This window comes from Streptomyces griseosporeus (genome assembly GCF_014656055.1).
Taxonomy (GTDB): Bacteria; Actinomycetota; Actinomycetes; order Streptomycetales; family Streptomycetaceae; genus Streptomyces; species Streptomyces griseosporeus.
Genome location: NZ_BNBR01000001.1, coordinates 1,679,802 through 1,701,716 on the forward strand (window position 1 = coordinate 1,679,802; position 21,915 = coordinate 1,701,716).

Sequence of the window (21,915 nt, forward strand, 5' to 3'; positions counted from 1 at the left end):
TTTGCCCGTCGCTCAACCACAGCTCCGTGAAAGGGCTTTCGCGAAATCGATTCAACTGTCACGCTGCCAGACACCCGCAACCCCGCACGCCCCGAAGGAGGGCACCCGTATGCCCGGATCCGTGAACCGACCGGTCCGCCGCCGCACCCTCGTCCTCGGCTCCGCGGCCGCCGCCGGCGCGGCCGCCCTCGGCGGTCCGCTCGCCCCGGCCGCGTCGGCGGCGGGCTTCGGCTGGAGCGACGACGGCGCGAACTACGTCGTCGACACCGGAGCCAACCTCGTCTTCAAGGTCAGCAAGACCAACGGCGACCTGACTTCGCTCGTCTACCGGGGCACCGAGTACCAGGGCTACGGCGGCAAGAACTCCCACATCGAGTCCGGTCTCGGCACCTCCACCGTGACGCTGAAGCAGTCCGGCTCGACGATCCTGATCTCCGTCGCGTACGGCACGCTGCGGCACTACTACGCGGCCCGCAGCGGCGAGAACAACATCTACCTGTGGACCAACAAGGCCGACACCTCGGTCAGCGCCACCCGGTTCATCCTGCGCGTCAAGGCGGGCCTGTTCCTCAACGACGAGCCCGACTCCTACACCTACGCGCCGACCACCGTCGAGGCCTCCGACGTGTTCCGCAAGGCGGACGGGCAGACCCGCTCCAAGCACTACTCCAGGCTGCGCGTCATCGACTACGACCACGTCGGCTGGAGCACCGGAACCGTCGGCTTGTGGATCGTCCGCAGCAACCACGAGAAGGCGTCCGGCGGCCCCTTCTACCGTTCCCTGCTGCGCCACCAGAGCGCCGACGGCGGCGGCCTGTACGAGATCCTGTACTACGGCGAGAACCAGACGGAGGCCCAGCGCTTCGGGCTCCAGGGCCCGTACGTCATCGCCCTCACCGACGGCGGCGCGCCCTCGCCGTCGCTGTACCACGGCGCCCTGACGACGCCCTGGGCGGACGGGCTCGGCATCGCCGGGTACGTCCCGGCGAGCGGGCGCGGCCGGGTCGCGGGCGTGGGCATCGCAGGGCGGAACACGGCGTACCCGTACACGGTCGGGCTGGCCAACCCGGAGGCGCAGTACTGGACGCCGGCGCGGGCCTCGGACGGCTGGTTCTCGCTGGCGGGAGTGCTGCCGGGGACGTACACGCTCACCGTGTACAAGGGCGAACTGGCGGTGTACACCACGTCGGTGACCGTGGCCGCGGGTGCGACGACGACCCTGAACACGATCACCGTGCCGTCCTCCGGCGACCCGGGCAACGCGAGCGCGATCTGGCGGATCGGCCAGTGGGACGGCACGCCGGGCGGGTTCAAGAACGCCGCCCTGATGACGTACGCCCATCCGTCGGACGTACGGGCCGCGTCCTGGACCGGGAACGTCGTCGTCGGCAGCGGCACCGAGACCTCGTCGTTCCCCTGCTATCTGTGGAAGGACGTCAACAGCGGCATCCTCGTGCACTTCCGGCTCACCGCCGCGCAGGCCGCCGCCGCGCACATCCTGCGCATCGGCGTGACGACGGCCTACGCCAACGGCCGGCCGCAGGTCACCGTCAACGACGCCTGGACCTCCGCCGTCCCCTCGCCGCCCGTCCAGCCGAGCACCCGGTCGCTGACCGTGGGCTCCTACCGGGGCAACAACCACACCTTCACGTACAGCGTCCCGGCGTCCGCGTGGCTGACGGACACCAGCCGGTACAACACGCTGCGGATCGATGTGGTGAGCGGTTCGGGGACGACGTCCTACCTCAGCGCGGGCACGGCGATCGACGCCATCGACCTGCTGGCCTGACCGGTCCTCAGCTGCCGCGCGTCCACTGCTGGTTGGTTCCTCCGTTGCAGGTGTAGGTGATGATCGCGGCGGAGTCGGCGGTGGACGCGCCGGACACGTCCAGGCACTCGCCGCTCGCCCGGGACACGACGGTCACGTAGGAGCCGGAGGCGGTGACGGACCACTGCTGGGCGGTGGCCGTGCCGCAGTCCTCCTGGGTGACGGCGCTCGCCTGTTCGGTCAGGCACAGGGAGCTTCCGCGTCCCACCAGCTGGTAGGTGCCGTCGGCGACCGGCTTGAACCACCAGGCCTGGTTGGTGCCGCCGTTGCAGCTGTACTGGCTGACGGCGACGCCCTGCCACAGCGACCGGCCGGGCACGTCGGCGCACTTGCCGCTGTGCCGGGCGATCAGCGTCCGGTAGGTGGCGGCGGTGCCGGTGACGGTGCCGGCGGCCGTGTCGACGGTGATCTCCGGGTACCAGGTCATGGACAGCGTGGTGGAGGTGGGGAAGGCCAGCGGCAGCCAGACGTACCGGGAGTCGTTGACCGTCCCGTCGAAGGAGTTGCCCCAGCGGTCGCCGAGGTAGAGGTACGACGTGCCGGAGGTGCCCTGCACCGGCAGCACGTACGCGGTCTGCGAGCCGTAGGCCGTGGCGTCGCCGACGTTCGCCATCCCCGTCCAGGGCCCGGACGGGGACGGGGCGGTGGCGTACTGCTGCTGGTTGGGGTTCCAGCCGGTGGCGCCCGAGGTCAGCATGAAGTAGACGCCGCCCCGCTTGAACAGGGCGGGGGCCTCGCGGTGGCCGCCGGGCCAGGGGTTGGCGACCAGGCTCGCGACACCGGTGTAGTCGGCGGTGAGCCGGTAGATGTGCAGGTCGTAGTTGTCCCGGGCGGCGGAGATCAGATACCCGGTGCCGTCGGTGTCGGTGAAGACGGTGAGGTCGCGGGACATGTACTGGCCGAGCGGGCGGAAGCTGCCGCGCCAGGTGTAGGTGCCGTCGACGGTGTCCGACACGGCGACGGCGGCACGGGCCTCGCTGTAGTCGGAGCCGTTCTCCTTGTGCATCCACATCACGAACTGCCCGGTGGCGGCGTTGTACACGACCTTCGGGCGCTCGATGTTGGCGGTGGCCAGTTCGGCGGCGGACGACTGGGTCAGGACGTGGTTCCTGAACTCCCAGTTCTTCAGGTCGGTGGAGCGGTAGGCGTCCACGGACCGGAAGGTGTTGTCGGCGTTGCGGTGCTCGCCGAACCAGTAGTAGTACGCGCCGGCCTTGAGGACACCGCCGCCGTGCGCGTGCAGCGGGTTGCCCGACGTGTCCTTGAACTGCGTGCCGTTGGCGATGGTCTGCGGTGCGGCCTCGGCGGGTGCGGCGGCGGCGAGGGCGGCGGCGAGCGCGCAGCACAGGGCGAGGAGGAGCGCGGGGAGGCGTCTCATCTCACGCGCCTCCCCGCCGGGTGTCGGCGACGGGGACGCCGAAGTCCGGTGTGCCGTCGGGCTTCCAGCCGAAGGGCTGGATCCGGGTGTGCCGGTTGGGGTCGTCGAGCGGGTCGCCGGTGATCTCCGGGTAGGTGCGGGCGTGGTAGACGAGGACGTCGGTACGGCCGTCCTCGGCGACGGTGAAGCAGTTGTGCCCGGGGCCGTACTGGCCGGTGGTGTCGCTGCTGGTGAAGACCGGCACCGGGGACTTGGCCCAGCTCGCGGGGTCCATCAGGTCGCTGCCGGCGTCGGCGGTGAGCAGGCCGACGCAGTAGTGCCGGTCGGTGGCGGAGGCGGAGTAGGTGAGGAAGACGCGGCCGTTGCGCTGCAGGACGTACGGGCCCTCGTTGACCTTGTAGCCGACGCACTCCCAGTCGTACTCGGGGGTGGTGAGCCGGATCTGGGGGCCGGTCAGGGTCCACGGGTTCGCCATCCGCGACAGCCACAGCGCGGTGTTGTTGTCCATACCGGGCTCGTGCTGGGCCCAGCACAGGTAGCGGGTGCCGCGGTGGGTGAAGGTGGTGGCGTCCAGGGAGAACGTCTCCCAGGCGGTCCTGATCTGCCCCTTCTCCACCCACGTCCCCCGGAACGGGTCGGGGTGGGCGTTCTCCAGCACCCAGACGCGGATCCGCCACACGTCCTCCGCGGGGGCGGCGGCGAAGTAGACGTACCACTTGCCGTCGGCGCGGTGGAGCTCCGGCGCCCAGATGTGGGCGCCCATGTCCCCGGTGGGGTGGGCCCGCCAGACGACGGTCTCGGGGGCCGTGGCGAGGCCGTTCAGGGTGCGGGAGCGGCGCAGCACGATGCGGTCGTACTCGGGGACGGTGGCGGTGAAGTAGTAGCGGCCGTCGGTGTGCCGGTGGATGTGCGGGTCGGCGCGGTGCGGCACGAGGGGGTTCACGAACCGGGCCGCCTCCGGGTGTGCGACGGGCTCGGCCGCCTGGGCGGTGCCGGGGACGGCGGCCAGGGCGCCGGCGGCCGCGGCACCTTTCAACAGCAGTCTGCGGCCGGGGGCTTGGGGCAGGTCGGGGTCGCGGCTCATACGGTGCTGCCTCTCGGTGGGGGACGAAACGGTGCGCACACTCTGTTCGGCATATCAAACGCCATCTGCCATTCCGAACGCCGAAAACGTAAGGGCGGTCCGCGGGGAGGTCAACACTCCCGGCCGTGGATTCCGGGCCCGGCTCGACTACCGTCGACGGCATGACCAGCACCGTCCCCCTCGCCGAGGCCCTCACCGCCGGGACCGTCGTCCTCGACGGCGGCATGTCCAACCAGCTGGAGTCCGCCGGGCACGACCTGAGCGACGCGCTGTGGTCGGCGCGGCTGCTCGCCGAACGGCCCGAGGCGGTCACCGAGGCGCACCTGGCCTACTTCGAGGCGGGCGCCGACGTGGCGATCACCGCCAGCTACCAGGCCACCTTCGAGGGGTTCGCCGGGCGCGGCATCGGCCGGGCGGAGGCGGCCCGGCTCATCGGGCTCAGCGTGGAACTGGCGCGCCGGGCCGTGCGGCAGGCCCGGGACAAGGGGGTGACGCGGCCGCTGTGGGTGGCGGCCTCAGCCGGCCCGTACGGGGCGATGCTCGCGGACGGCTCCGAGTACCGGGGCCGCTACGGCCTGAGCGTCGGCGAACTGGAGCGGTTCCACCGGCCCCGGCTGGAGGCACTGGCCGCCGCCCGGCCGGACGTGCTGGCCCTGGAGACGGTGCCCGACACGGACGAGGCGGCGGCCCTGCTGCGCGCGGTGCGCGGGCTCGGGGTGCCGGCTTGGCTGTCGTACACCGTGGACGGCCCCCGCACGCGGGCCGGGCAGCCGCTGGAGGAGGCCTTCGCCCTGGCCGCCGACGCGGACGAGATCGTGGCGGTAGGCGTGAACTGCTGTGCCCCCGAGGACGTGGACGCCGCCGTGGCGACCGCGGTGCGCGTCACCGGCAAGCCCGTGGTGGTCTACCCGAACAGCGGCGAGGCCTGGGACGCCGAGGCCCGCGCCTGGAACGGCCGCTCGACCTTCACGCCGACGCAGGTGCTCGGCTGGCGGCGGGCGGGCGCCCGGCTGATCGGCGGCTGCTGCCGGGTGGGCCCGGACGCGATCACGTCGATCGCGCGGACGCTGGCGGGCTGAGACGGTCGCGGGGAGAGGCCCGGCCCGCCGGCCAGGAGGGCCCGCTCCACCGGACCGCGTGCGGAGGCGTCAGCGGCGGCGGACGCCGGCCGAGCGGCGGAACCGCCGTACCGCCGACCGCAGTTCCGTACCTCGCGCGGACGAGCCGGCAGCCGGGTCGGGGGCGACCTCCGGAACGGTGAGTTCGGCGGCGCTCCACAGGGCCAGCTCGGCGTCGCGGTGACCCCGGGAGGTGTACGGGGCACGCACGGCGGACGGGTCCCGGGCGGCCACCGGCTCCACCGGCGCCCCGGCCGCCGGCTCGTCGGCGCCGGCGGCGAGCAGCGGTTCCGTGGCACCGCCCGCGCGGACCGACTCGGCGGCCTCGGCCACCGGCAGCGGCGCGGGGGCCCCGTCCACCGGCACCGGTTCGACGTCTTCGTCCGCCGGTGACGGGCCACCGCCGCCGTACCCGCCAGGGGCCAACGCGCCCGTTCCCCCTCCTGTTTCGAGGTCCACCGCCTCCGTGCCGTACAGCGCGCCCGCGGCCCCCGAGCCGCCGTCGCCCGTCCCGTACGCCGTCGGTCCGGCGACCTCGCCGAAGATGCGCACCGGGTGCGTGGCGTCCCAGGCCTCCCAGCCCGGGTCGCCCTCGGCGGCGAACCGCACCCACGCGCGGTGCATCGCGTCGGCCAGTTCCTGCGGCGCGCCGTGGCCGGCCAGCTTCGCGGACTCGGGGACCTCGCCCGTGTCGAAGACGAACCCGAGTTCCAGCGCGTGGCAGGCGCCGAGCCCGGGCAGCAGGGACGGCCAGGCGAACTCGTACACGTACGACGAGCCGGGCCGGGACTCGGCCAGGCGGTGCAGCGGCAGGCGCAGGAGGTGGTCGGTGACCATCTGGCCGACGATCTCGGCGGTGCCGGCCCGGGGGTGCAGGGCGCGGTAGCCGCGCGGCACCTCGTGGCCGCAGTGGCAGCGGGCCATGGCGCCGGCGAGCGCCACCGGGCCGAGCCGGTCGACGCGCTCGACGAGCCCGCCCGGCACCAGCCACAGCCGGTACTCGTCGCGGGTCCAGCCGAGGAGCAGTTCGGCGTCCCGGGCCACGCCGCCGTCGGTCAGCGCCTCCAGCGGGTCGCGCGGCACCAGGTCGCCGTCGACGACGATGCCGAAGGACGGCCCGCCGAGGACGGGGCTGCCGAGCCGGCCGACCTCGGCCTGGGTGCGCAGCAGCAGGTCGCGGTCGACCTCGGCGAAGGCCTGCGCGGTCGCGGGGATCTTCAGCCGGGCCGCCATCCGGCGCACCATGCGCCGCACCTTGTCCCGGCCGAAGGCCTCCGGCGGCCCGCTCTGCAGGACGGCGCGCCGGAACAGGCCCTGGGCCTGCGGGGCGGCGATGAGCGCGCCGACGCTGATCGCCCCGGCCGACTGCCCGGCGAGGGTGATCCGGCCGGGGTCGCCGCCGAAGGCCGTGATCGCCTCGTGCACCCAGCGCAGGGCGGCGAGCTGGTCGCGCAGGCCGGGGTTGGCGGGGGCGTCCGGGAAGAGGCCGTAACCCTCCACGCCCAGGCGGTAGTTGACGGACACGAGGACGACACCGTCGCGGGCGAAGGCCCGGCCGTCGTAGACGGGCACGGCCGAGGAGCCGCGGGTCAGCGCGCCGCCGTGCAGCCAGACCAGGACGGGCAGCCGGGCGTCCGGGTCGGGGTCGGGCGTCCACACGTTGAGGTTGAGGCAGTCGTCGCCGGGGACGACGGGGTCGGACAGGTACTTCTCGAAGGCCTCGGAGTACGGCGGTTTCGGCGGGGTCGGCCCGAACGCGCCCGCGTCGCGCACCCCGTCCCAGGGCTCGGGCGGCTCCGGCGGCCGGAACCGGCGCGGGCCGAAGGGCGGCGCCGCGTACGGGATGCCGCGGAAGGTGGCCACGCCGTCCTCGTACCTGCCGCGTACCGCCCCGTAGGGGGTCCTGACCACGGGATCCGTCGGGTCCGCCGTCATGTGCCCACCAGCCCTTCGCCGCACACGTGCACCGGTAACACCAGAGCATCACACCGGCGGCGGGTATTCCGGCGCTCGCGGGGTGCGGGGGGCCGTTCGGGGGACCTCGTCCGGGCCGGGGCGCCGGGCTCTTCACCTCGCGAGGCCGCCCACCTAGGATAGCAAGCGCTTTCTGCACCTCGTTCGGACGCGGAGAGTGCGGCGCTGGTCGATCGATGGCCCCCGGGGCGGGCCGGAGAGGTGGTTGTCGATGGTCCGTACGGGGAGTGCGAGCGTGGCGGCCGGACCGACGCTGGCGGTGGTGGCGCGGGAGGCCGGGGTGTCGGTGCCGACCGCGTCGAAGGTGGTCAACGGCCGCCAGGACGTGGCCCCGGAGACGCGCCGGCGGGTCACGGAGGCGCTGGACCGGCTCGGTTATGTGCGCAGGCCCCGCTTCGACGCGGCGAAGGCACCCCGGCTGGTGGATCTCGTCGTGCACTCCCTGGACAGCTCCTGGTCGGGCGCCGTCCTGCACGGGGTGGAGGAGGCGGCGTACGACGTGGGGCTGGACGTGGTCGTCTCGGCGGTCCTGGCGCGCGGCCGGGGCGGCCGGGCGCGGCGCGACTGGCTGGACAAGCTGACCGTGCGCGGCTCGGCCGGGGTGCTGTTCAACCTGGCGGAGCTGACGGAGTCGCAGTACGCGTGGCTGGACGCGCACCGCATCCCGTTCGTGATGCTGGACCCGGTGGTGGAGCCGCCGGCGGGCGTGGTGTCGGTGGGGGCCGCGAACTGGCAGGGCGGGGTGACGGCGACGGAGCATCTGCTCGCCCTCGGCCATGAGCGCATCGCCGTGATCGGCGGGAACCGGCGCATGCTGTGCAGCGGCGCCCGGGTGGCCGGCTACCGCTCCGCGCTGGCGGCGGCGGGGGTGCCGTACCGCTCCGAGTACGTGCGCCACGGCGGGTTCGACGAGGCGGTGGCGGGCCGCCGGATGCGTGAGCTGCTGGAGCTGCCGGAGCCGCCGACGGCGGTGTTCGTCTGCTCCGACCGGATGGCGCTCGGCGCCTACGAGACGCTGGCCGAGCGCGGGGTGCGGGTGCCGGAGGACATCAGCGTGGTCGGCTTCGACGACCTGCCCGAGTCGCGCTGGGCGGTGCCGGCGCTGACGACGGTCCGCCAGCCGCTGGCGGAGATGGCGGCCACGGCGCTGCGGCTGCTGGTGCGGATGATGGACGGCGACCACCCGGAGAGCACCCGCACCGAGCTGTCGACCCGAGTGGTGGAACGGGCCAGTACGGCGCCGCCCCGGGCGAGCTGAGGAGCCGCACCGGGAGCGGGTGAACTGCGCGTCCGTTCGGGCGTGCGCCTCGTGACGGGCGGCGCGGCAAGATCGTTTGCCGGGCATGAACCTCACCAAACGCACCGCCGTGCTGCTCGCCCTCGCGGCGCTCACCGCGACCCTCACCGCCCTCGCCGTCGCCGGACCGGCCCAGGCCGCCGCGCACCACGACCCCTCGCACCGTCACTCGGCCGCCGCCGACCCGGTGGACGAGCCGGAGGACGTCGAACTCGACGAGGCGGGCCGCCCCGACCTCACCGAGGACTGACCGGACACAGCGAACGGCCGGGCACCCACCGTCGGACGGGTGCCCGGCCGTCGTCGCGCACCGGTCCGGCCGGACAGGCGCCCCCTCGCGCGTCAGCCCCTCAGCCCGGCCCCTCCCCCGCGACCCGGTGCCCCGCCGCGGCCAGCGCCTCGACCATGTCGACGGCGCTGCCCTCGTGGTCACTGCCGGCGGTGCCGCTGCCGGTCTGGAGGTTGGCGGCGCGGTCCACCTCCAGGACCGAGTCGGAGTGGGAGTTGTCGATCACGGTGATGAGGCTGCCGGCCGCCGCGGGGCTCGCGGCCGCGCCGAGCAGCGCCGCCGTGAGCGCCGCCGCCGTCCGCAGCCGGGCGGGGCCTGCGGTCATACGGTCACGCCCGCGGCGCGTACGGCGGCGTCGTCCCGGCCGGCCTCGTGGTCGCCGGCCGAGCGGAAGCGGGCGATGTTGCGCTCCAGCAGCCGGGTGGCCGCCTTGACGCCGACGCCCCGCTCGGCGTCGACCTCGGGCAGTCGGCCGTCGGCGGCCTTGAGGCCGGTGAGGGCGGAGTCCATCGCCTCGTGCGCGGCGAACAGACACGGCGTGCTGTAGATCGCGACGTCGACGCCGAGGTCGGACAGCTCGCCGAGGGAGAGGCGGGGCGACTTGCCGCCGGCGATCTGGTTGAACAGCAGCGGCTTGCTGCCGACGACCTCGCGGATCCGGCGGATCCACTCCACGCTGCGCACCCCGTCGACCAGCACCACGTCGGCGTCGGTGGCGGCGAGCTTCTCGGCGCGGCGCAGGATGTCGTCCTCGTCGGTCGCGTCGGTGCGGGCGACGACGACGAGGTCCCGGCGGGTCTTGAGGACCTGGTCCAGCTTCTCCAGGTACTCCTCCAGCGGCAGCACCTGCTTGCCGTCGGCGTGGCCGCAGCGGCGGGGCCGCTTCTGGTCCTCCAGGATCACGCCGGAGGCGCCGATCCGCTCCAGGCCCTCCACGACGTGGCAGGCGACCTCGGGGTCGACGTACCCGTCGTCGATGTCGACCAGCAGATGGTGGCGCGGGAAGGCGCCGCGCAGCCGCTGGACGAAGGCCACCATGTCGGGCCAGGCGATGAACCCGATGTCCGGCAGCCCGTAGTAGGAGGCGGCGAAACCGAATCCGGAGACGAACATCCCGTCGTAGTGGCGGGCCGCGATCGAAGCGGAGTACATGTCGTAGACGCCGATGAGCGGGGTGGTCCCGGGTCCGGCGATCTGCTCCCGCAGCTTGTTCCCGTAAGTCAAGGTCCGGCTCCTCCACTGGAGTTGGATCACATGCGTCGAGCGGGCCGCCGTGCGGGACACGGGCGGCCCTTTGCCAGGACAAAAGGATCCCTATACCGAAGCGAGACCTCTGCTGGATGTGTCCTTTACTCACTCCAATGGGGTAAGCAGTTCACCGGAGAAACGTCACTGGAGACCGCCGTCCGCCGTGTGGGCCGCCCAGGCGGTGCCGCCGCGCAGATGGGCGCGGAAGGCGGGGTCGGCGTAGGCCTCGGCGGCATGGCCCAGAGCGGTGTAGAAGACGCGTCCGGCGCCGTGGCCGTGGCACCAGGCGAGCGGGTGGTCGGCGCCCATGCCGCCGCCGTCGTACGACGACTCGTCCGCGGCGAGCAGCACGCGCACCCGGCCGCGCGGGCTGGAGCGGAAGTCGTACCACTCGTCGGTGAAGTCCCACCGCGGCGGCAGGTGCCGGGTGGCGGGGTGGTCGCGGTCCTCGACGACGGCGCTGCCGGGCTGGTACCGCGGGTGGCGGGCGAAACGGGCGCCGAGCAGGTCGCCGTAGTACGGCCAGTCCTCCTCGGTGCAGGCCGCGGCGTGGACGCCGACGAAGCCGCCGCCCTCCTCCACGTACCGCGCGAGGCGTGCCCGGCCGGCGGGGGTGAGGACCTCGCCGCTGGTGGAGAGGAACACCACGGCCGCGTAGCCGTCCAGCGGGGCCTCCAGCGCCGCGGGGTCCTCTGTGTGCTCGACGTCGAAGCCGCCGAGCGCGCGGAAGGCGGCGACGGCGTCCGGGATGGAGTCGTGCCGGTAGCCGGTGGTGCGGGTGTACACCAGCAGGCGCGGGCGGTCCGCGGGGACGTGCGGCCGGCGCGTCATCCGCTCACGCCCACGTTGTTGTCGGGGGCCCCGTCGCCGGCCGGGGGCAGGTCGCCGCGCTCGACCGGTGCGTCCGCGGCGGGTGCGGAGGGGAGGAGGGCGTCGAGTTCGTCGGCGGACGGGCGGTGCACGTGCTCGGCGGCCGTGCGCAGGACGTCGCGCGGGACGCCGTCCGCGCCGACGCGGACCACGTGGCCCTTCTTCCGCAGCGTGTACTCCCGGTGCCCGCCCGTGCCCTCCAGGTACCAGGCGTCGCCGTCGCGTACGCAGGGCGCGGACGTGGCGTCGCCGGCCGGCCGCGGGCAGGCGCCGGCCGCGAACGCGTCGCGGTCGACGGAGAGCTGGATGGTGGTGCCGTTGTCCTGTGAGACGTACGCGGCGGAGAAGCCGTCGCCGCCGATCACACCGACGGACTGCCGGGCCAGGGTGTAGCCGGGGACCTCGGTGACGTAGACATGCTCGGGGGCCACGCCCAAGGCCCGCGCCCGGGTGGCGAGTTCGGCCGGGTCCGCGGGGCCCGGGGCACCGGCCTGCTCGCTGCCGCACCCCGCGAGGACCGCGAGCAGCACGGGTACGAGCAGGGGCAGGGCAGCTGATCGACGCTTCATGGGCCCATCGTGCCGTACAGGTGTTCCCCGGTGGTGCCGGTCGTGCCGTTCCGGCGCACCCGCCGCTGTCCGTTTCGTTCAAGACCCGGCCCCGGGGCCGCTCCTACGGTGGCCCGTATGACTCCACGATTCGATGCCATCGGGCTGGTCGTCTCCGACATGGCCGCCTCCGTCGCCTTCTACCGCCGGCTCGGCTTCCCCTTCCCGGAGGGCGCCGAGCGGGAGCCGCACGCCGAGGCCGCGCCGCCCGGCGGGGTGCGGCTGCTGCTGGACACCGAGGACACCGTCCGCTCCTTCCACCCCGGCTGGCGTCCGCCCGTCGGCGGCGGCCGCGCCTCGCTCGCGCTGGCGTGCGACGGCCCTGGCGAGGTGGACGCGGTGTACGAGGAGCTGGTGGGCGCCGGGTACCACGGCGAGCTGAAGCCGTGGGACGCCTTCTGGGGGCAGCGGTACGCCGTCGTGCACGACCCGGACGGCAACGGCGTCGACCTGTTCGCGCCGCTACCCGCCACCCAGTAGCACGCCCAGCGTCCGCCCGGTCAACTGCCGTACGTCGCGGGCGAGGTGGGCCTGGTCGGCGTAACCGGCGCGGGCCGCGGTGTCGGCGTACGGCACTCCGGCGCGGGCCAGGACGAGGGCGCGCTGGAGGCGGAGGACGCGGGCGAGGGTCTTGGGCCCGTAACCGAACGCGGCCAGCGCCCGCCGATGCAACTGCCTTGCCCCCAGGCCGAGTTCATCGGCCGTGGCGCCGACGGGACGGCCCGCGTCGAGGGCCGCGACGAGCCTGCCGAGGAGCGGGTCGGGCGGCCCGGCCTCCGCGGCCAGCAGGAGCGCGGCCTCCTCCAGGCCCGCCTCGGGGCCGGCCGCGGCGGCGACGCGCGCACGCAGCCGGCGCACCGGCCCCGCCGACCACAGGTCGGCCAGCTCCACGCGCCGATCGCGCAGTTCGTGCGCGGGCACACCGAGCAGCGCGGGGGCGGTGCCGGGGCGGAACCGGATGCCGGACCAGGGCGCGGCGGGACCCTGCGGGGTGTACGCGCGCGTGTCCGGCCCGGCGACCAGCAGCCGGCCCTCGTGCCACAGCAGATCCATACAGCCGTCGGGCAGCACGGGGGCTCCGCCGGGGCCGGCCGGCGTGTTGGTCCACACCACGGCCCCGGCCAGTCGAGCGGGCCGCTCCGTGTACATGCCTGCCAGGCTACGCCGGAGGACGCAGGCGGGGCGGGGTGGGCGGTGTGCCGTCAGGGCCCGGCAGGGGGCGGGACCGGCGGTGTGCCGTCAGCAGCCGGCCGACGATGCGGCTGCAGCGGGCCGTGTGCCCCGGCGCCCTCGGCCGGCGGAGCGAGCCGTGCCCGGTCGGCGATGCAGCGGGCCGCGTCCTCCGGCACTCTCGGCCGGGGGGGGCAGGCCGCGTGCCGTCAGGGCCCTGCCCCCCGGGGCAGCGTCAGGGCCCGGTCGGCCGGGCGCCCGGTGCTCCCTCCCGGTGTTCCTGCGGGCTCACCCCGTACATCCGTTTGAAGGCGGTGGACAGGGAGAACGCGCTGCCGTACCCGACCTGGCGGGCGATCGCGGCGAGCGTGGCGTCGGTGGTGCGCAGCCGGTCGGCGGCCAGGGCGAGGCGCAGGCCGGTCAGGTGGGCCATAAGCGGCTCGCCGACGAGGCCGGTGAAGCGGCGGGCGAGGGCGGCGCGGGAGACGCCGGCCTTGGCGGCGAGGGAGGCCACGGTCCACGGGTGGGCGGGGTCGTCCTGGAGGAGGCGCAGCACCCGGCCCACGACGGGGTCGGCGAGCGCCCGGTACCAGGCGGGCGCCTCGGCGTCCGGGCGGGAGAACCAGGCCCGCAGCGCGGCGATCAGCAGCAGGTCGAGCAGCCGGTCCAGGACGACCTCCTGGCCGGGCTCGTCCCGCACGATCTCCTCCATCAGCAGCGGCGTGAGCGGGCAGCGCCACTCGGCGTCGGTGAGGGACAGCAGCGGTGGCAGGGCGTCCAGCAGACGGGCGTTGATCTCGCTCCGCATCTGGTAGGTGCCGATCAGCAGGACGGTGGCGCCGTCGGGGCGGCTGCCCCAGGTGCGCACGCCGAGGTCCATGGAGCCGTTGAGCGAGCGGCCGTCGGGGTAGGAGCACGCGCCGCCCGGCAGGATCAGCGCCTGCGGCTCGGTGGCGGGGTCGTCGGCGCAGGTGTACGGGGCCGGGCCGCGGGCGATCGCGAGGTCACCGGCGCGCAGCCGCACCCCCGCGCCGCCCTCCGGGACGACCCAGGCGTCGCCGCGGACCAGCAGCATCACCGTCAGCGGGGCCCGGTCCTCGACCCGCACGGCCCACGGCGGATCGAAACAGGCCCGGATCAGGAAGGCACCGCGGGCCCGGGGCCCGTCCAGCAGCCCGGCCAGGGGATCCCCCGGCGTGAACGGCGGCGCACTCGGGGGAACGTCCATGCGGTCAGGGTAGAGGGCCCCGCCCCCGCCCTGGACGCACGCGCATGCGGGCGAGCCGATCAGCGATGGGAGGCCGGGCGGGGCCGGGCGTTCACTGGAGGTATGGCAGAGAACGCGAAGGACATGACGGTGGTGGTGACGGGGGCGTCCGGGCGTACGGGCCGGCGTGTGGCACGGGCCGCCGAGGCGGCGGGGCTGGCGGTGCGGGCCGCCTCGCGGGCGTCCGGCTTCGACTGGGACGACCGCGCCACGTGGGCGGACACCCTGAGCGGCGCGGACGCGGCCTACCTGGTGTACCCCTTCGACGTGGGCGCGCCGGACGCGGCCCGGGGCGTGGGCCTGCTCGCGCACGACGCGGTGCGGCTCGGGGTGCGGCGGCTGGTGCTGCTGTCGGCGCGCGGCGAGGAGGCGGCGCGGCCCGCCGAGGAGGCGCTGCGGGAGTCGGGCGCGGACTGGACGGTCGTACGGGCCGCGTGGTTCGCGCAGAACTTCAGCGAGGGGCCGCTGGCGGAGGAGCTGCGGGCCACGGACGGCCTGGTGTTCCCCGCCGGTGAGGTGCGCGAGCCGTTCGTGGACGCGGGGGACGTCGCGGAGGTCGTGGTGGCCGCGCTGACGGGGGGCGAGCGGTACGTGGGGCAGGCGCTGGCGGTGTCGGGGCCGCGGCTGCTGACGTTCGCGGAGGCGGTCGCGGAGATCGCGGAGGCGACCGGGCGGGCGCTGCGGTACACGTCGGTGCCGGTGCGGGAGTACGGGGCGCGGCTGGCGGAGGCCGGGACGCCGCCGGAGGAGTCGGAGTTCCTCCTCGATCTGTTCGAGCAGCTGCTCGACGGGCGGAACGCCTATCTCTCGGACGGCGTCCGGCAGGTGCTGGGCCGCCCGCCCCGGGACTTCGCGGACGTGGTCCGGGAGGCAGCGGCGGCGGGGGCGTGGACGCCGGGGAGCTGACCGGCGGCCGTACACCCCAGACCGCGCGCCCTCCTCTCACTTCTCCCCGTGCGGTGTCTCCCCCGGCCCCTTGGGCGTGTGGTGGGGTGCCCTCGCGTGGGTGCGCAGTCGGCCGGTGACGTCCTCCGGGGGGAGGAAGCGGGACCAGCGTTCGGGGAACTCCGAGGGCATGTCGACGTCCGTGGACTCGTCGTCGGGGTCCTCGTGGGCGCGGTACGCGGCCAGGGCGGCGACGTACTCGGCGACCTCCTCCTGCCGTGCCCGCTCGTTGGCGGCGCGGGCCGCGGCGGTCGCGGCGGCGGGCCAGACCCGGTCGATGGCCGCGTTGACGGCGGCGCCGACGAGGACGGCGAACGCGGACACGCCGATCCACAGCAGCACGGCGACGGCGGCCGCGAGCGAGCCGTAGATCGTCGCCCCCTCGATGGTGGACTGCAGGTAGAGGCGGAGCAGGAAGCTGCCGAGCACCCACATGGCGAGGGCGACCAGCGCGCCCGGCACGTCCTCGATCCACGGGGAGCGGACCGGGACGGACACGTGGTACAGCGTGGTGAGGAAGGCGACCGAGAGCACCAGGACGACCGGCCAGTACAGGACCTGTACGACCGTCGTCGACCAGGGCACGATCCGCACCACGGCGTCCGGTCCGGCCACCATCAGCGGCAGCGCCACCGAGCCGATCAGCAGCGCCACGGTGAACAGCAGGAAGGCCATCAGCCGGGTCTTGACGATGCCGCGGACGCCGTCGAGGCCGTACATGACGGTGATGGTGTCGATGAAGACGTTCACCGCGCGGGAGCCCGACCACAGGGCGAACAGGAACCCGATCGAGATGACGTCGGGGCGGCCGCCCTTGAGGACGTCGTCGAGGATCGGCTGCGCGATCTGCCGGACGCCCTTGTCGGACAGGACGGTGCGGGAGGCGTCGAGGAGGTTGGTCTCCAGGCTGGTGATGGTGTCGGTGCCGGTCCAGTCGTCGACGTAGCCGAGCAGGCCGATGAGGCTGAGCAGCAGCGGCGGCACCGACAGCAGGGTGAAGAACGCGGCCTCCGCGGCGAGCCCGAGGATGCGGTACTCGATGCAGGAGTTGACGGTGTCCTTCAGCAGCAGCCAGGCCGTCCTGCGCTTGGAGACGTTCCGGTACAGGGCACGCGCCCGGTGGAGACGGCCGGAAGGGCTCGGGGGCGGCTCGGGAGACTGACTTGCTGGCTGCACGCCCTAAAGGTATCCGCCGCGGGAGGGTGCACTCACACCCCTGGCGGGACCGGACCGGACGGGCACCGGTCGCGGCCCGTGTCGGGCCGGTCATGAGCGTCCCCGTGGCGGGTAGGTTGCGGAACATGGCAGGCAGCACGCACACGGTGAGCAACCAGCCCGAGCCGCTGACCGAATACGACGTCTACGGCGCCGACCGGGCCCTGGTCGAGGCGGTGCAACGGCACCTGGACCCCGCTCTGCTCGACGAGGCGCACGGCGAGCTGTCGGCGCTCGGCCGGTCGGCCGGGTCGGCGCAGCTGCAGGAGTGGGGTGCGCAGGCCAACGAGTTCCCGCCGCGGCTGCGCACCCACGACCGGTACGGGCGGCGGATCGACGAGGTCGAGTTCCATCCGGCCTGGCACCGGCTGCTCGGCAAGGGCGTCGCGGCCGGGCTGACCTCGGCGTGGACGCGGCCGGGCGGGCATGTGCGGCGGGCGGCGGCGTTCCTGGTGTGGACGCAGGTGGAGGCCGGCAACGGCTGCCCGCTGTCGATGACCCACGCGGCGGTGCCGGCGCTGCGCACCGATCCGGAGCTGGCCGCCGAGTGGGAGCCGCGGCTGACGTCGACGGTCTACGACCGGGAGCTGCGGCCCGCGCACCTGAAGGCGGGCGTGCTGTTCGGGATGGGCATGACGGAGAAGCAGGGCGGCAGCGACGTCCGCGCCAACACCACCGCCGCCCGGCCGCTCGCCGAGGCCGGCGCGTACGAGCTGACCGGGCACAAGTGGTTCTGCTCGGCGCCGATGTCGGACGGTTTCCTGGTGCTGGCGCAGGCGCCCGGCGGGCTGACGTGCTTCCTGGTGCCGCGGGTGCTGGACGACGGCACCCGCAACGTCTTCCTGATCCAGCGGCTGAAGGACAAGCTGGGCAACCGGTCGAACGCCTCGGCGGAGGTGGAGTTCGACGGCACCTGGGCGCGCCGGGTCGGCGAGGAGGGGCGCGGGGTGGCGGCGATCATCGGCATGGTCGCGGCGACCCGGCTGGACTGCGTGCTGGGCTCGGCGGGGCTGATGCGGCAGGCGGTCGCGCAGGCGGTGCACCACTGCTCCTACCGGGAGGCGTTCGGCGGGCGGCTGGTCGACAAGCCGCTGATGCGCAATGTTCTGGCCGATCTCGCGCTGGAGTCGGAGGCGGCGACGACGCTGGCGCTGCGGCTGGCGGCGGCGTACGACGACGGCGGCGAGGAGGAGCGGGCGCTGCTGCGGATCGCGGTGCCGGCGGCGAAGTACTGGGTGACCAAGCGGTGCGCGCCGGTGGCGGTGGAGGCCGCGGAGTGCCTGGGCGGCAACGGCTACGTGGAGGAGTCGGGCATGCCCCGGCTGGTGCGGGAGTCGCCGCTGAACTCGATCTGGGAGGGGGCGGGCAATGTGCAGGCCCTGGACGTGCTGCGGGCGCTGCGGCGGGAGCCGCGGGCGCTGGACGCCTGCCTGATGGAGATCGGGCGGTCGCGCGGCGCCGACCACCGGCTGGACGCGGCGGCGAAGAACCTGCTGACCGAACTCGGGGACCTGGAGGGCGTCGAGGGGCGGGCCCGGCGGCTGGCGGAGCGGCTGGCGCTGGTGCTGCAGGGGTCGCTGCTGGTGCGGTTCGCGCCGCCCGAGGTCGCGGACGCGTTCTGCGCGGCGCGGCTGGGCGGGGACGGCGGGGCGGCCTTCGGGACGCTGCCGTCCACCCTGGACCTGGCGGCCGTCGTGGAGCGGGCCCGGCCGGTGGAGTGACGCGGGGGTGGTGCTGCGCCGACACGGCACCACCCCCGCCGCGTTGGCCCTTCGAGGCCAGTGACGCCGCTCGGGACGGCGTGCATCAAGTTTCAACCACCGCACGAACGTCCCACCAGGGTTGCAGGGGGTTGCAACTGAACGGTCCGTTGTGACCGGACTGTGCCCCTCCGTCACCAGCGGGCGGCAGTATGGGGGCACACACCGAAACCAGTGGAACAGGACCGGAAAGCGTCGGCCGCAGGGCTTGACATCCGGGTGGTACGGCCCCTCTCGGGAGGACCCAGTGGCGAACCCGCCGATCAACGTGACGCAGCTCGCCGCCGTCGACGCGGCACGCGCCGCGCGGGTGCTCAGCAAGATGCGCGACGCGGCGCTGGCCGGGCGGCGCACACCGATCGCGCCCCGGCCGGTGATCGAGGAGTCCTGGGGGCGGATGCTGCGCAGCGGGGTCGATCCGGACCACGACTTCCGGTCGGGGCTGCTGTCCGACGAGGAGCTGCGCCGGCGGCGGGAGGAGTCGCCGCTGCGCCATGTGCTGCCGGTGCTGCGCCAGGGGCTGCTGTCGGTGGCGGACGTCGCCCAGCACATCATGGTCGTCGCGGACGCCGACGGGCGGGTGCTGTGGCGGGAGGGTTCGCCGACGGTGCTGCGCAAGGCGGACGGCCTCGGTTTCGAGCTGGGCGCGGACTGGCGGGAGGACGTGGTCGGCACCAACGGGGTGGGGACGCCCGCGGTGGTGCGGCGGCCCGTGCAGGTGTTCGCGGCGGAGCACTTCGTGCGCTCGCACGCCTCGTGGACGTGCGCGGGGGCGCCGATCACCGACCCGCGGGACGGCCGGATGCTGGGCGTGGTCGATGTGAGCGGGCCGCTGGAGACAATGCATCCGGCCACGCTGGCCTGGGTGGACACGGTGGCCCGGCTGGCCGAGGCGCGGCTGCGGGAGATGCATGTGCAGTCCCTGGAGCGGCTGCGGGCGACGGCGGCGCCGCTGCTGGCCCGGGTGGGCGGCCGGGCGGTGGCGGTGGACCGGGACGGCTGGACGGCGGCCGTCACGGGGATGCCGTACACGAACCGGGTGGGGCTGCCCAAGTCGCTGGCGCCGGGCCGCCGGTGGCTGCCCTCGCTGGGGGTGTGCGCGGTGGAGCCGCTGGCCGAGGGCTGGCTGCTGCGGCCGGTGGACGCGCCCGACGGGGGACAGCCGGAGGGGGGCACGCGGATCGTGCTGGACGTCTCGCAGCCGCGGCGCTGGACCGTGACGGTGTCCGGCGGCGCGGGCTCGTGGACGCACGAACTGAGCCCGCGGCACGCGGAGTTGCTGTACCTGCTGGCCGTGCACCGGGCGGGGCGCAGCGCGGCCGACCTGGCCGAGGACATGTTCGGGGACCCGGCGCGGACGGTGACCGTACGGGCCGAGATGTCCAGGGTCCGGCGGTACCTCGGGGGGTTTCTGGACCACCGGCCGTATCGTTTCTGCGAGGGTGCGGAGGTCGAGGTGCTCCTTCCGGACCAGCCGGGCGCGCTGCTGCCGCACTCCACCGCGCCCGGGGTGATCAGGCGGCGGAATTCCGCCGTCGTACCGTGACCTGGATCGGACATCTTGCACCGAACGGGCCCTACGGTGGCATCTTCCGCATCTTTGCGGGGTCTTCGTCCCGCGCGGCACCCGACTGCCGTAGCATCCCGTGCTACGGGCCGCCCCATCTGCTCCTGCAGCCAACCTACGGATCACCGGGCGCAGTTGGCTCGCCTCGGGAGGAACGATGAAGCATCGCGGGAGACATCGCCGGCGCAGGCGGGGCAGGGCGCTGCGCGCGTTCCTGGCCGGAACGGCCTTCGCGCTGACCGCGGCCGCCACCATGATCAGCGCCTCCCAGGCCACGGTCACCGATACCCCGGGCCGGCCCATACCCCTCACCTCCGCCGCCGACCTGGCGGAACTGCGGCTGGAGCGGGAGCCGGTCGCCCCGGCCGACCTCGACCGGCTCGCCGCGGCGATGGGCCGGCCCGTGGACGTCGGCGCGGTCCTCGCCGGCGCCGACCACACACTGCGCGGTGCGGACGCGTGCACCGCCGACGAGAAGCGGGCGCTGCCCGCGGCGCCGGCCGCCACACGCGCGTACTGCTTCGGCGCCGCCGACACCGCCTCCCTGCGGCCGGGCGCGGTCACCGCGCCGGGCGACTCCCCCGACGGCCGCTGGCAGGGCGAGCGGGTCCTGCTGTCGGCCTGGTCGGGCCCCCCGTCCGACGGCGACGAGGCGTCCGGCGAGGCCGGAGCGGCCCGGGTCGCCTTCGTCGACGCCGACGACCCCGACCACCTCGCCTACACCTGGGCGCTGCTCGCCGTGCCGGCCGACGGCGGCCGCGACTACCGGGCGCTGGCCTCGGCGGTCACCGGCATGGTCTGGTACGGCAGCACGCTGCTGGTCACCGCTGACGGGGCGGACGGCCGGGCGCTGTACGTGTACGACGTCGGCCGGATCCAGCGCGCGGACGTGGAGAGCGCGGCCGTGGGCCGGGTGCCGGGCGGCTGGTCGGCGGCGGGGGCCCGGTTCGTGCTGCCGGCCGTGGGCGCGTACCGGATGCCCGGTGACGTGCGGATCGGCAGCATCTCGCTGGACCGCAGCACCTTCCCCGACGGCCTGGTGGCGAGCGAGGCGGTGCCCGCCGGCAGCGACCGGCCGACCCGGCTGTGGCGCTACCCGGTCGGCCTCGACGCGGCCCGCACGGGGCTGCCGGCGCTCGACGCGCGAGGGCGCGCGCTGCCGGACGCGGCGTACGAGACGAAGGTCACCGGGGTGCGCGGGGTGCTGGCCCGCGGCTCCGACTGGTACGTCGCCCGGGCGGCGGGCGACGCGGACGGGCGCGGCCTGCTCGGGCGGCTGGGCGACGGCGGCACCGCGTCGGCGAAGTGCGGCCCGGACGGCTCGCACCAGTGCTGGAGCGCCCCGGCCGGCCCGCTGTCCGTCACGGACGGCACCGGGGCGGTGTGGTCGCAGGCAGGGCGGATGCTGTTTTCGCTGGGACTGAACACGATCGACAGGTCGCTGGGGTAGATGGTTCCCTGGCCGGTATGGCCAACATCCCCGTGACCACCTGGTCCCTCGAACAGACGTCCCCGTCCGACCTCCTCCCGGCCGCCGCGCCCGAGGGTGACGTGCGGATCGTCCGCGCCGAGGTGCCCTCCCCCGAGTTCAGCCGTTTTCTGTACGCCTCCGTGGGCGGGGACATCCGCTGGACCGACCGGCTCGGCTGGAGCCACGCCCGCTGGCAGGAGTACCTGGACCGGCCCGGGGTGGAGACGTGGGTGGCCTACGACCGGGGCACGCCCGCCGGGTACGTGGAGCTGGAGCCGCAGGACGACGGTGCGGTCGAGATCGTCTACTTCGGTCTGATCCCGGCCTTCCGCGGCCGGCGGATCGGCGGCCATCTGCTGTCGTACGGCGTCGCCCGCGCCTGGGACCTCGCGGACCGCTGGCCGGGGCTGGCCGGGACCAAGCGGGTGTGGCTGCACACGTGCAGCAAGGACGGCGAGTTCGCCATGGACAACTACCTGCGCCGCGGCTTCAGGCTCTTCGACACCAAGGTCGAGGAGGAGCCCGAGGTGGCCACGCCCGGCCCGTGGCCCGGCGCCTTCCCGGCCTGACCGCTCGCGGTCTCGCCATACCCCGGCTGACCTGCGTCGACAAGGTCCCGTGCGGCGGGTGTGACCGACGACACCCTTGTCCCACATAGCGGGACAAGGGTGTCCGCATGATGGACGAAGCTGGACTGTGTCCAGATCGCCGTGACACGCTTCCGTCATGTCTGGAACTGGAATCGCCTTGGTGAGTCGGCGGCACGTCGACCTCGGCCGCATGTCCAGCGCCATCTGTCCGATGCGCTGACCGCCCGCAGCATCCC

The 21,915-nt window shown here is 74.5% G+C and carries 20 protein-coding genes and 1 pseudogene; 11 read left to right on the plus strand and 10 right to left on the minus strand.

The window, feature by feature from the left end:
- The first annotated feature begins 109 nt into the window (after positions 1-109).
- A complete protein-coding gene (locus tag IE308_RS07385) occupies positions 110-1,789 on the plus strand; it encodes a rhamnogalacturonan lyase B N-terminal domain-containing protein (protein WP_190217074.1) in 1,680 nt (559 codons plus the stop codon).
- A gap of 7 nt (positions 1,790-1,796) precedes the next feature.
- On the opposite strand, the gene IE308_RS07390 is transcribed toward IE308_RS07385, so the two are convergent.
- Together IE308_RS07390 and IE308_RS07395 are read right to left on the minus strand one after the other, a co-directional pair.
- Positions 1,797-3,206, minus strand: a complete 1,410-nt coding sequence (locus IE308_RS07390; RefSeq protein ID WP_190217075.1) for an RICIN domain-containing protein — start codon at positions 3,204-3,206, stop codon at positions 1,797-1,799.
- 1 nt (position 3,207) lies between these two features.
- Positions 3,208-4,290: a glycoside hydrolase family 43 protein gene (locus IE308_RS07395; RefSeq protein ID WP_190217076.1), complete on the minus strand. Its 1,083-nt coding sequence runs from the start codon at positions 4,288-4,290 to the stop codon at positions 3,208-3,210.
- 161 nt (positions 4,291-4,451) lie between these two features.
- Between IE308_RS07395 and mmuM the strand changes: the two genes are divergently transcribed.
- Complete coding sequence (gene mmuM, locus IE308_RS07400) at positions 4,452-5,369, plus strand: homocysteine S-methyltransferase (protein ID WP_190217077.1); 918 nt, start codon at positions 4,452-4,454, stop codon at positions 5,367-5,369.
- Between the two features lie 540 nt (positions 5,370-5,909).
- Here mmuM and IE308_RS07405 read toward each other — a convergent pair.
- Positions 5,910-7,343, minus strand: a pseudogene (locus IE308_RS07405) (carboxylesterase/lipase family protein); the annotation flags it as partial.
- A gap of 250 nt (positions 7,344-7,593) precedes the next feature.
- On the opposite strand from IE308_RS07405, the gene IE308_RS07410 reads away from it, so the two are divergent.
- Both IE308_RS07410 and IE308_RS07415 read left to right on the plus strand, forming a co-directional pair.
- Positions 7,594-8,640, plus strand: a complete 1,047-nt coding sequence (locus IE308_RS07410; RefSeq protein ID WP_190217078.1) for a LacI family DNA-binding transcriptional regulator — start codon at positions 7,594-7,596, stop codon at positions 8,638-8,640.
- Positions 8,641-8,725: 85 nt separating this feature from the next.
- Positions 8,726-8,929 carry a hypothetical protein gene (locus IE308_RS07415; RefSeq protein ID WP_190217079.1) on the plus strand — a complete coding sequence of 68 codons (204 nt, stop codon included), beginning with the start codon at positions 8,726-8,728 and terminating at the stop codon, positions 8,927-8,929.
- A 100-nt stretch (positions 8,930-9,029) separates the two neighbouring features.
- Here IE308_RS07415 and IE308_RS07420 read toward each other — a convergent pair whose 3' ends face one another.
- From IE308_RS07420 to IE308_RS07435, 4 genes are all read right to left on the minus strand, one after another.
- The gene (locus IE308_RS07420; protein WP_190217080.1) at positions 9,030-9,293 is read right to left on the minus strand and encodes a hypothetical protein; all 264 of its coding nucleotides are present in this window, start codon (positions 9,291-9,293) and stop codon (positions 9,030-9,032) included.
- Positions 9,290-10,192 carry an isocitrate lyase/PEP mutase family protein gene (locus IE308_RS07425; protein WP_190217081.1) on the minus strand — a complete coding sequence of 301 codons (903 nt, stop codon included), beginning with the start codon at positions 10,190-10,192 and terminating at the stop codon, positions 9,290-9,292. Before IE308_RS07425 ends, IE308_RS07420 begins: the two co-directional genes overlap by 4 nt.
- Before the next feature lie 165 nt (positions 10,193-10,357).
- The gene (locus tag IE308_RS07430) at positions 10,358-11,047 is read right to left on the minus strand and encodes a ThuA domain-containing protein (protein ID WP_190217082.1); all 690 of its coding nucleotides are present in this window, start codon (positions 11,045-11,047) and stop codon (positions 10,358-10,360) included.
- Positions 11,044-11,655 (minus strand): hypothetical protein, encoded by a 612-nt coding sequence (locus IE308_RS07435; protein WP_190217083.1) that lies wholly within the window; start codon positions 11,653-11,655, stop codon positions 11,044-11,046. The genes IE308_RS07430 and IE308_RS07435 overlap by 4 nt, the downstream gene beginning before the upstream one ends.
- 117 nt (positions 11,656-11,772) lie before the next feature.
- Here IE308_RS07435 and IE308_RS07440 point away from each other — a divergent pair, with 117 nt between their 5' ends.
- Positions 11,773-12,174, plus strand: coding sequence for a VOC family protein (locus IE308_RS07440; protein ID WP_190217084.1), 402 nt, complete (start codon positions 11,773-11,775; stop codon positions 12,172-12,174).
- On the opposite strand, the gene IE308_RS07445 is transcribed toward IE308_RS07440, so the two are convergent.
- Both IE308_RS07445 and IE308_RS07450 read right to left on the minus strand, forming a co-directional pair.
- Entirely contained in the window at positions 12,157-12,843 is a 687-nt protein-coding gene (locus IE308_RS07445) for a helix-turn-helix domain-containing protein (protein WP_190217085.1), read from the minus strand. The genes IE308_RS07440 and IE308_RS07445 overlap by 18 nt on opposite strands.
- A 256-nt stretch (positions 12,844-13,099) precedes the next feature.
- On the minus strand, positions 13,100-14,092 hold the full coding sequence (locus IE308_RS07450; protein WP_190217086.1) for an AraC family transcriptional regulator: 993 nt from the start codon (positions 14,090-14,092) through the stop codon (positions 13,100-13,102).
- A gap of 102 nt (positions 14,093-14,194) precedes the next feature.
- On the opposite strand from IE308_RS07450, the gene IE308_RS07455 reads away from it, so the two are divergent.
- The gene (locus IE308_RS07455; RefSeq protein ID WP_110632211.1) at positions 14,195-15,037 is read left to right on the plus strand and encodes an NmrA family NAD(P)-binding protein; all 843 of its coding nucleotides are present in this window, start codon (positions 14,195-14,197) and stop codon (positions 15,035-15,037) included.
- Between the two features lie 36 nt (positions 15,038-15,073).
- Here the strand turns inward: IE308_RS07455 and IE308_RS07460 are convergent, their stop codons facing one another.
- Complete coding sequence (locus IE308_RS07460; protein WP_110632208.1) at positions 15,074-16,252, minus strand: YihY/virulence factor BrkB family protein; 1,179 nt, start codon at positions 16,250-16,252, stop codon at positions 15,074-15,076.
- Between the two features lie 125 nt (positions 16,253-16,377).
- On the opposite strand from IE308_RS07460, the gene IE308_RS07465 reads away from it, so the two are divergent.
- The 5 genes from IE308_RS07465 (at position 16,378) to IE308_RS37420 (ending at position 21,899) form a co-directional block, all read left to right on the plus strand.
- Entirely contained in the window at positions 16,378-18,012 is a 1,635-nt protein-coding gene (locus tag IE308_RS07465) for an acyl-CoA dehydrogenase family protein (protein ID WP_190217087.1), read from the plus strand.
- 286 nt (positions 18,013-18,298) lie between these two features.
- Complete coding sequence (locus tag IE308_RS07470) at positions 18,299-19,597, plus strand: helix-turn-helix domain-containing protein (RefSeq protein ID WP_190217088.1); 1,299 nt, start codon at positions 18,299-18,301, stop codon at positions 19,595-19,597.
- A 178-nt stretch (positions 19,598-19,775) separates the two neighbouring features.
- Positions 19,776-21,068: a hypothetical protein gene (locus IE308_RS07475; protein ID WP_190217089.1), complete on the plus strand. Its 1,293-nt coding sequence runs from the start codon at positions 19,776-19,778 to the stop codon at positions 21,066-21,068.
- 17 nt (positions 21,069-21,085) lie between these two features.
- On the plus strand, positions 21,086-21,658 hold the full coding sequence (locus IE308_RS07480; protein ID WP_110632199.1) for a GNAT family N-acetyltransferase: 573 nt from the start codon (positions 21,086-21,088) through the stop codon (positions 21,656-21,658).
- A 157-nt stretch (positions 21,659-21,815) separates the two neighbouring features.
- A complete protein-coding gene (locus IE308_RS37420; protein ID WP_343234115.1) occupies positions 21,816-21,899 on the plus strand; it encodes a putative leader peptide in 84 nt (27 codons plus the stop codon).
- The last annotated feature ends 16 nt before the right edge of the window (positions 21,900-21,915 follow it).

What these genes read in the sequence shown, in the direction of transcription:
- IE308_RS07390 (WP_190217075.1), bottom strand. Translation starts at nt 3,206, where the DNA reads ATGAGACGCCTCCCCGCGCTCCTCCTCGCCCTGTGCTGCGCGCTCGCC.
- IE308_RS07465 (WP_190217087.1), top strand. Translation starts at nt 16,378, where the DNA reads ATGGCAGGCAGCACGCACACGGTGAGCAACCAGCCCGAGCCGCTGACC.
- IE308_RS07430 (WP_190217082.1), bottom strand. Translation starts at nt 11,047, where the DNA reads ATGACGCGCCGGCCGCACGTCCCCGCGGACCGCCCGCGCCTGCTGGTG.
- IE308_RS07455 (WP_110632211.1), top strand. Translation starts at nt 14,195, where the DNA reads ATGGCAGAGAACGCGAAGGACATGACGGTGGTGGTGACGGGGGCGTCC.
- IE308_RS07415 (WP_190217079.1), top strand. Translation starts at nt 8,726, where the DNA reads ATGAACCTCACCAAACGCACCGCCGTGCTGCTCGCCCTCGCGGCGCTC.
- mmuM (WP_190217077.1), top strand. Translation starts at nt 4,452, where the DNA reads ATGACCAGCACCGTCCCCCTCGCCGAGGCCCTCACCGCCGGGACCGTC.
- IE308_RS07395 (WP_190217076.1), bottom strand. Translation starts at nt 4,290, where the DNA reads ATGAGCCGCGACCCCGACCTGCCCCAAGCCCCCGGCCGCAGACTGCTG.
- IE308_RS07435 (WP_190217083.1), bottom strand. Translation starts at nt 11,655, where the DNA reads ATGAAGCGTCGATCAGCTGCCCTGCCCCTGCTCGTACCCGTGCTGCTC.
- IE308_RS07475 (WP_190217089.1), top strand. Translation starts at nt 19,776, where the DNA reads ATGAAGCATCGCGGGAGACATCGCCGGCGCAGGCGGGGCAGGGCGCTG.
- IE308_RS07440 (WP_190217084.1), top strand. Translation starts at nt 11,773, where the DNA reads ATGACTCCACGATTCGATGCCATCGGGCTGGTCGTCTCCGACATGGCC.
- IE308_RS07445 (WP_190217085.1), bottom strand. Translation starts at nt 12,843, where the DNA reads ATGTACACGGAGCGGCCCGCTCGACTGGCCGGGGCCGTGGTGTGGACC.
- IE308_RS07480 (WP_110632199.1), top strand. Translation starts at nt 21,086, where the DNA reads ATGGCCAACATCCCCGTGACCACCTGGTCCCTCGAACAGACGTCCCCG.
- IE308_RS07450 (WP_190217086.1), bottom strand. Translation starts at nt 14,092, where the DNA reads ATGGACGTTCCCCCGAGTGCGCCGCCGTTCACGCCGGGGGATCCCCTG.
- IE308_RS07410 (WP_190217078.1), top strand. Translation starts at nt 7,594, where the DNA reads ATGGTCCGTACGGGGAGTGCGAGCGTGGCGGCCGGACCGACGCTGGCG.
- IE308_RS37420 (WP_343234115.1), top strand. Translation starts at nt 21,816, where the DNA reads ATGTCTGGAACTGGAATCGCCTTGGTGAGTCGGCGGCACGTCGACCTC.
- IE308_RS07420 (WP_190217080.1), bottom strand. Translation starts at nt 9,293, where the DNA reads ATGACCGCAGGCCCCGCCCGGCTGCGGACGGCGGCGGCGCTCACGGCG.
- IE308_RS07385 (WP_190217074.1), top strand. Translation starts at nt 110, where the DNA reads ATGCCCGGATCCGTGAACCGACCGGTCCGCCGCCGCACCCTCGTCCTC.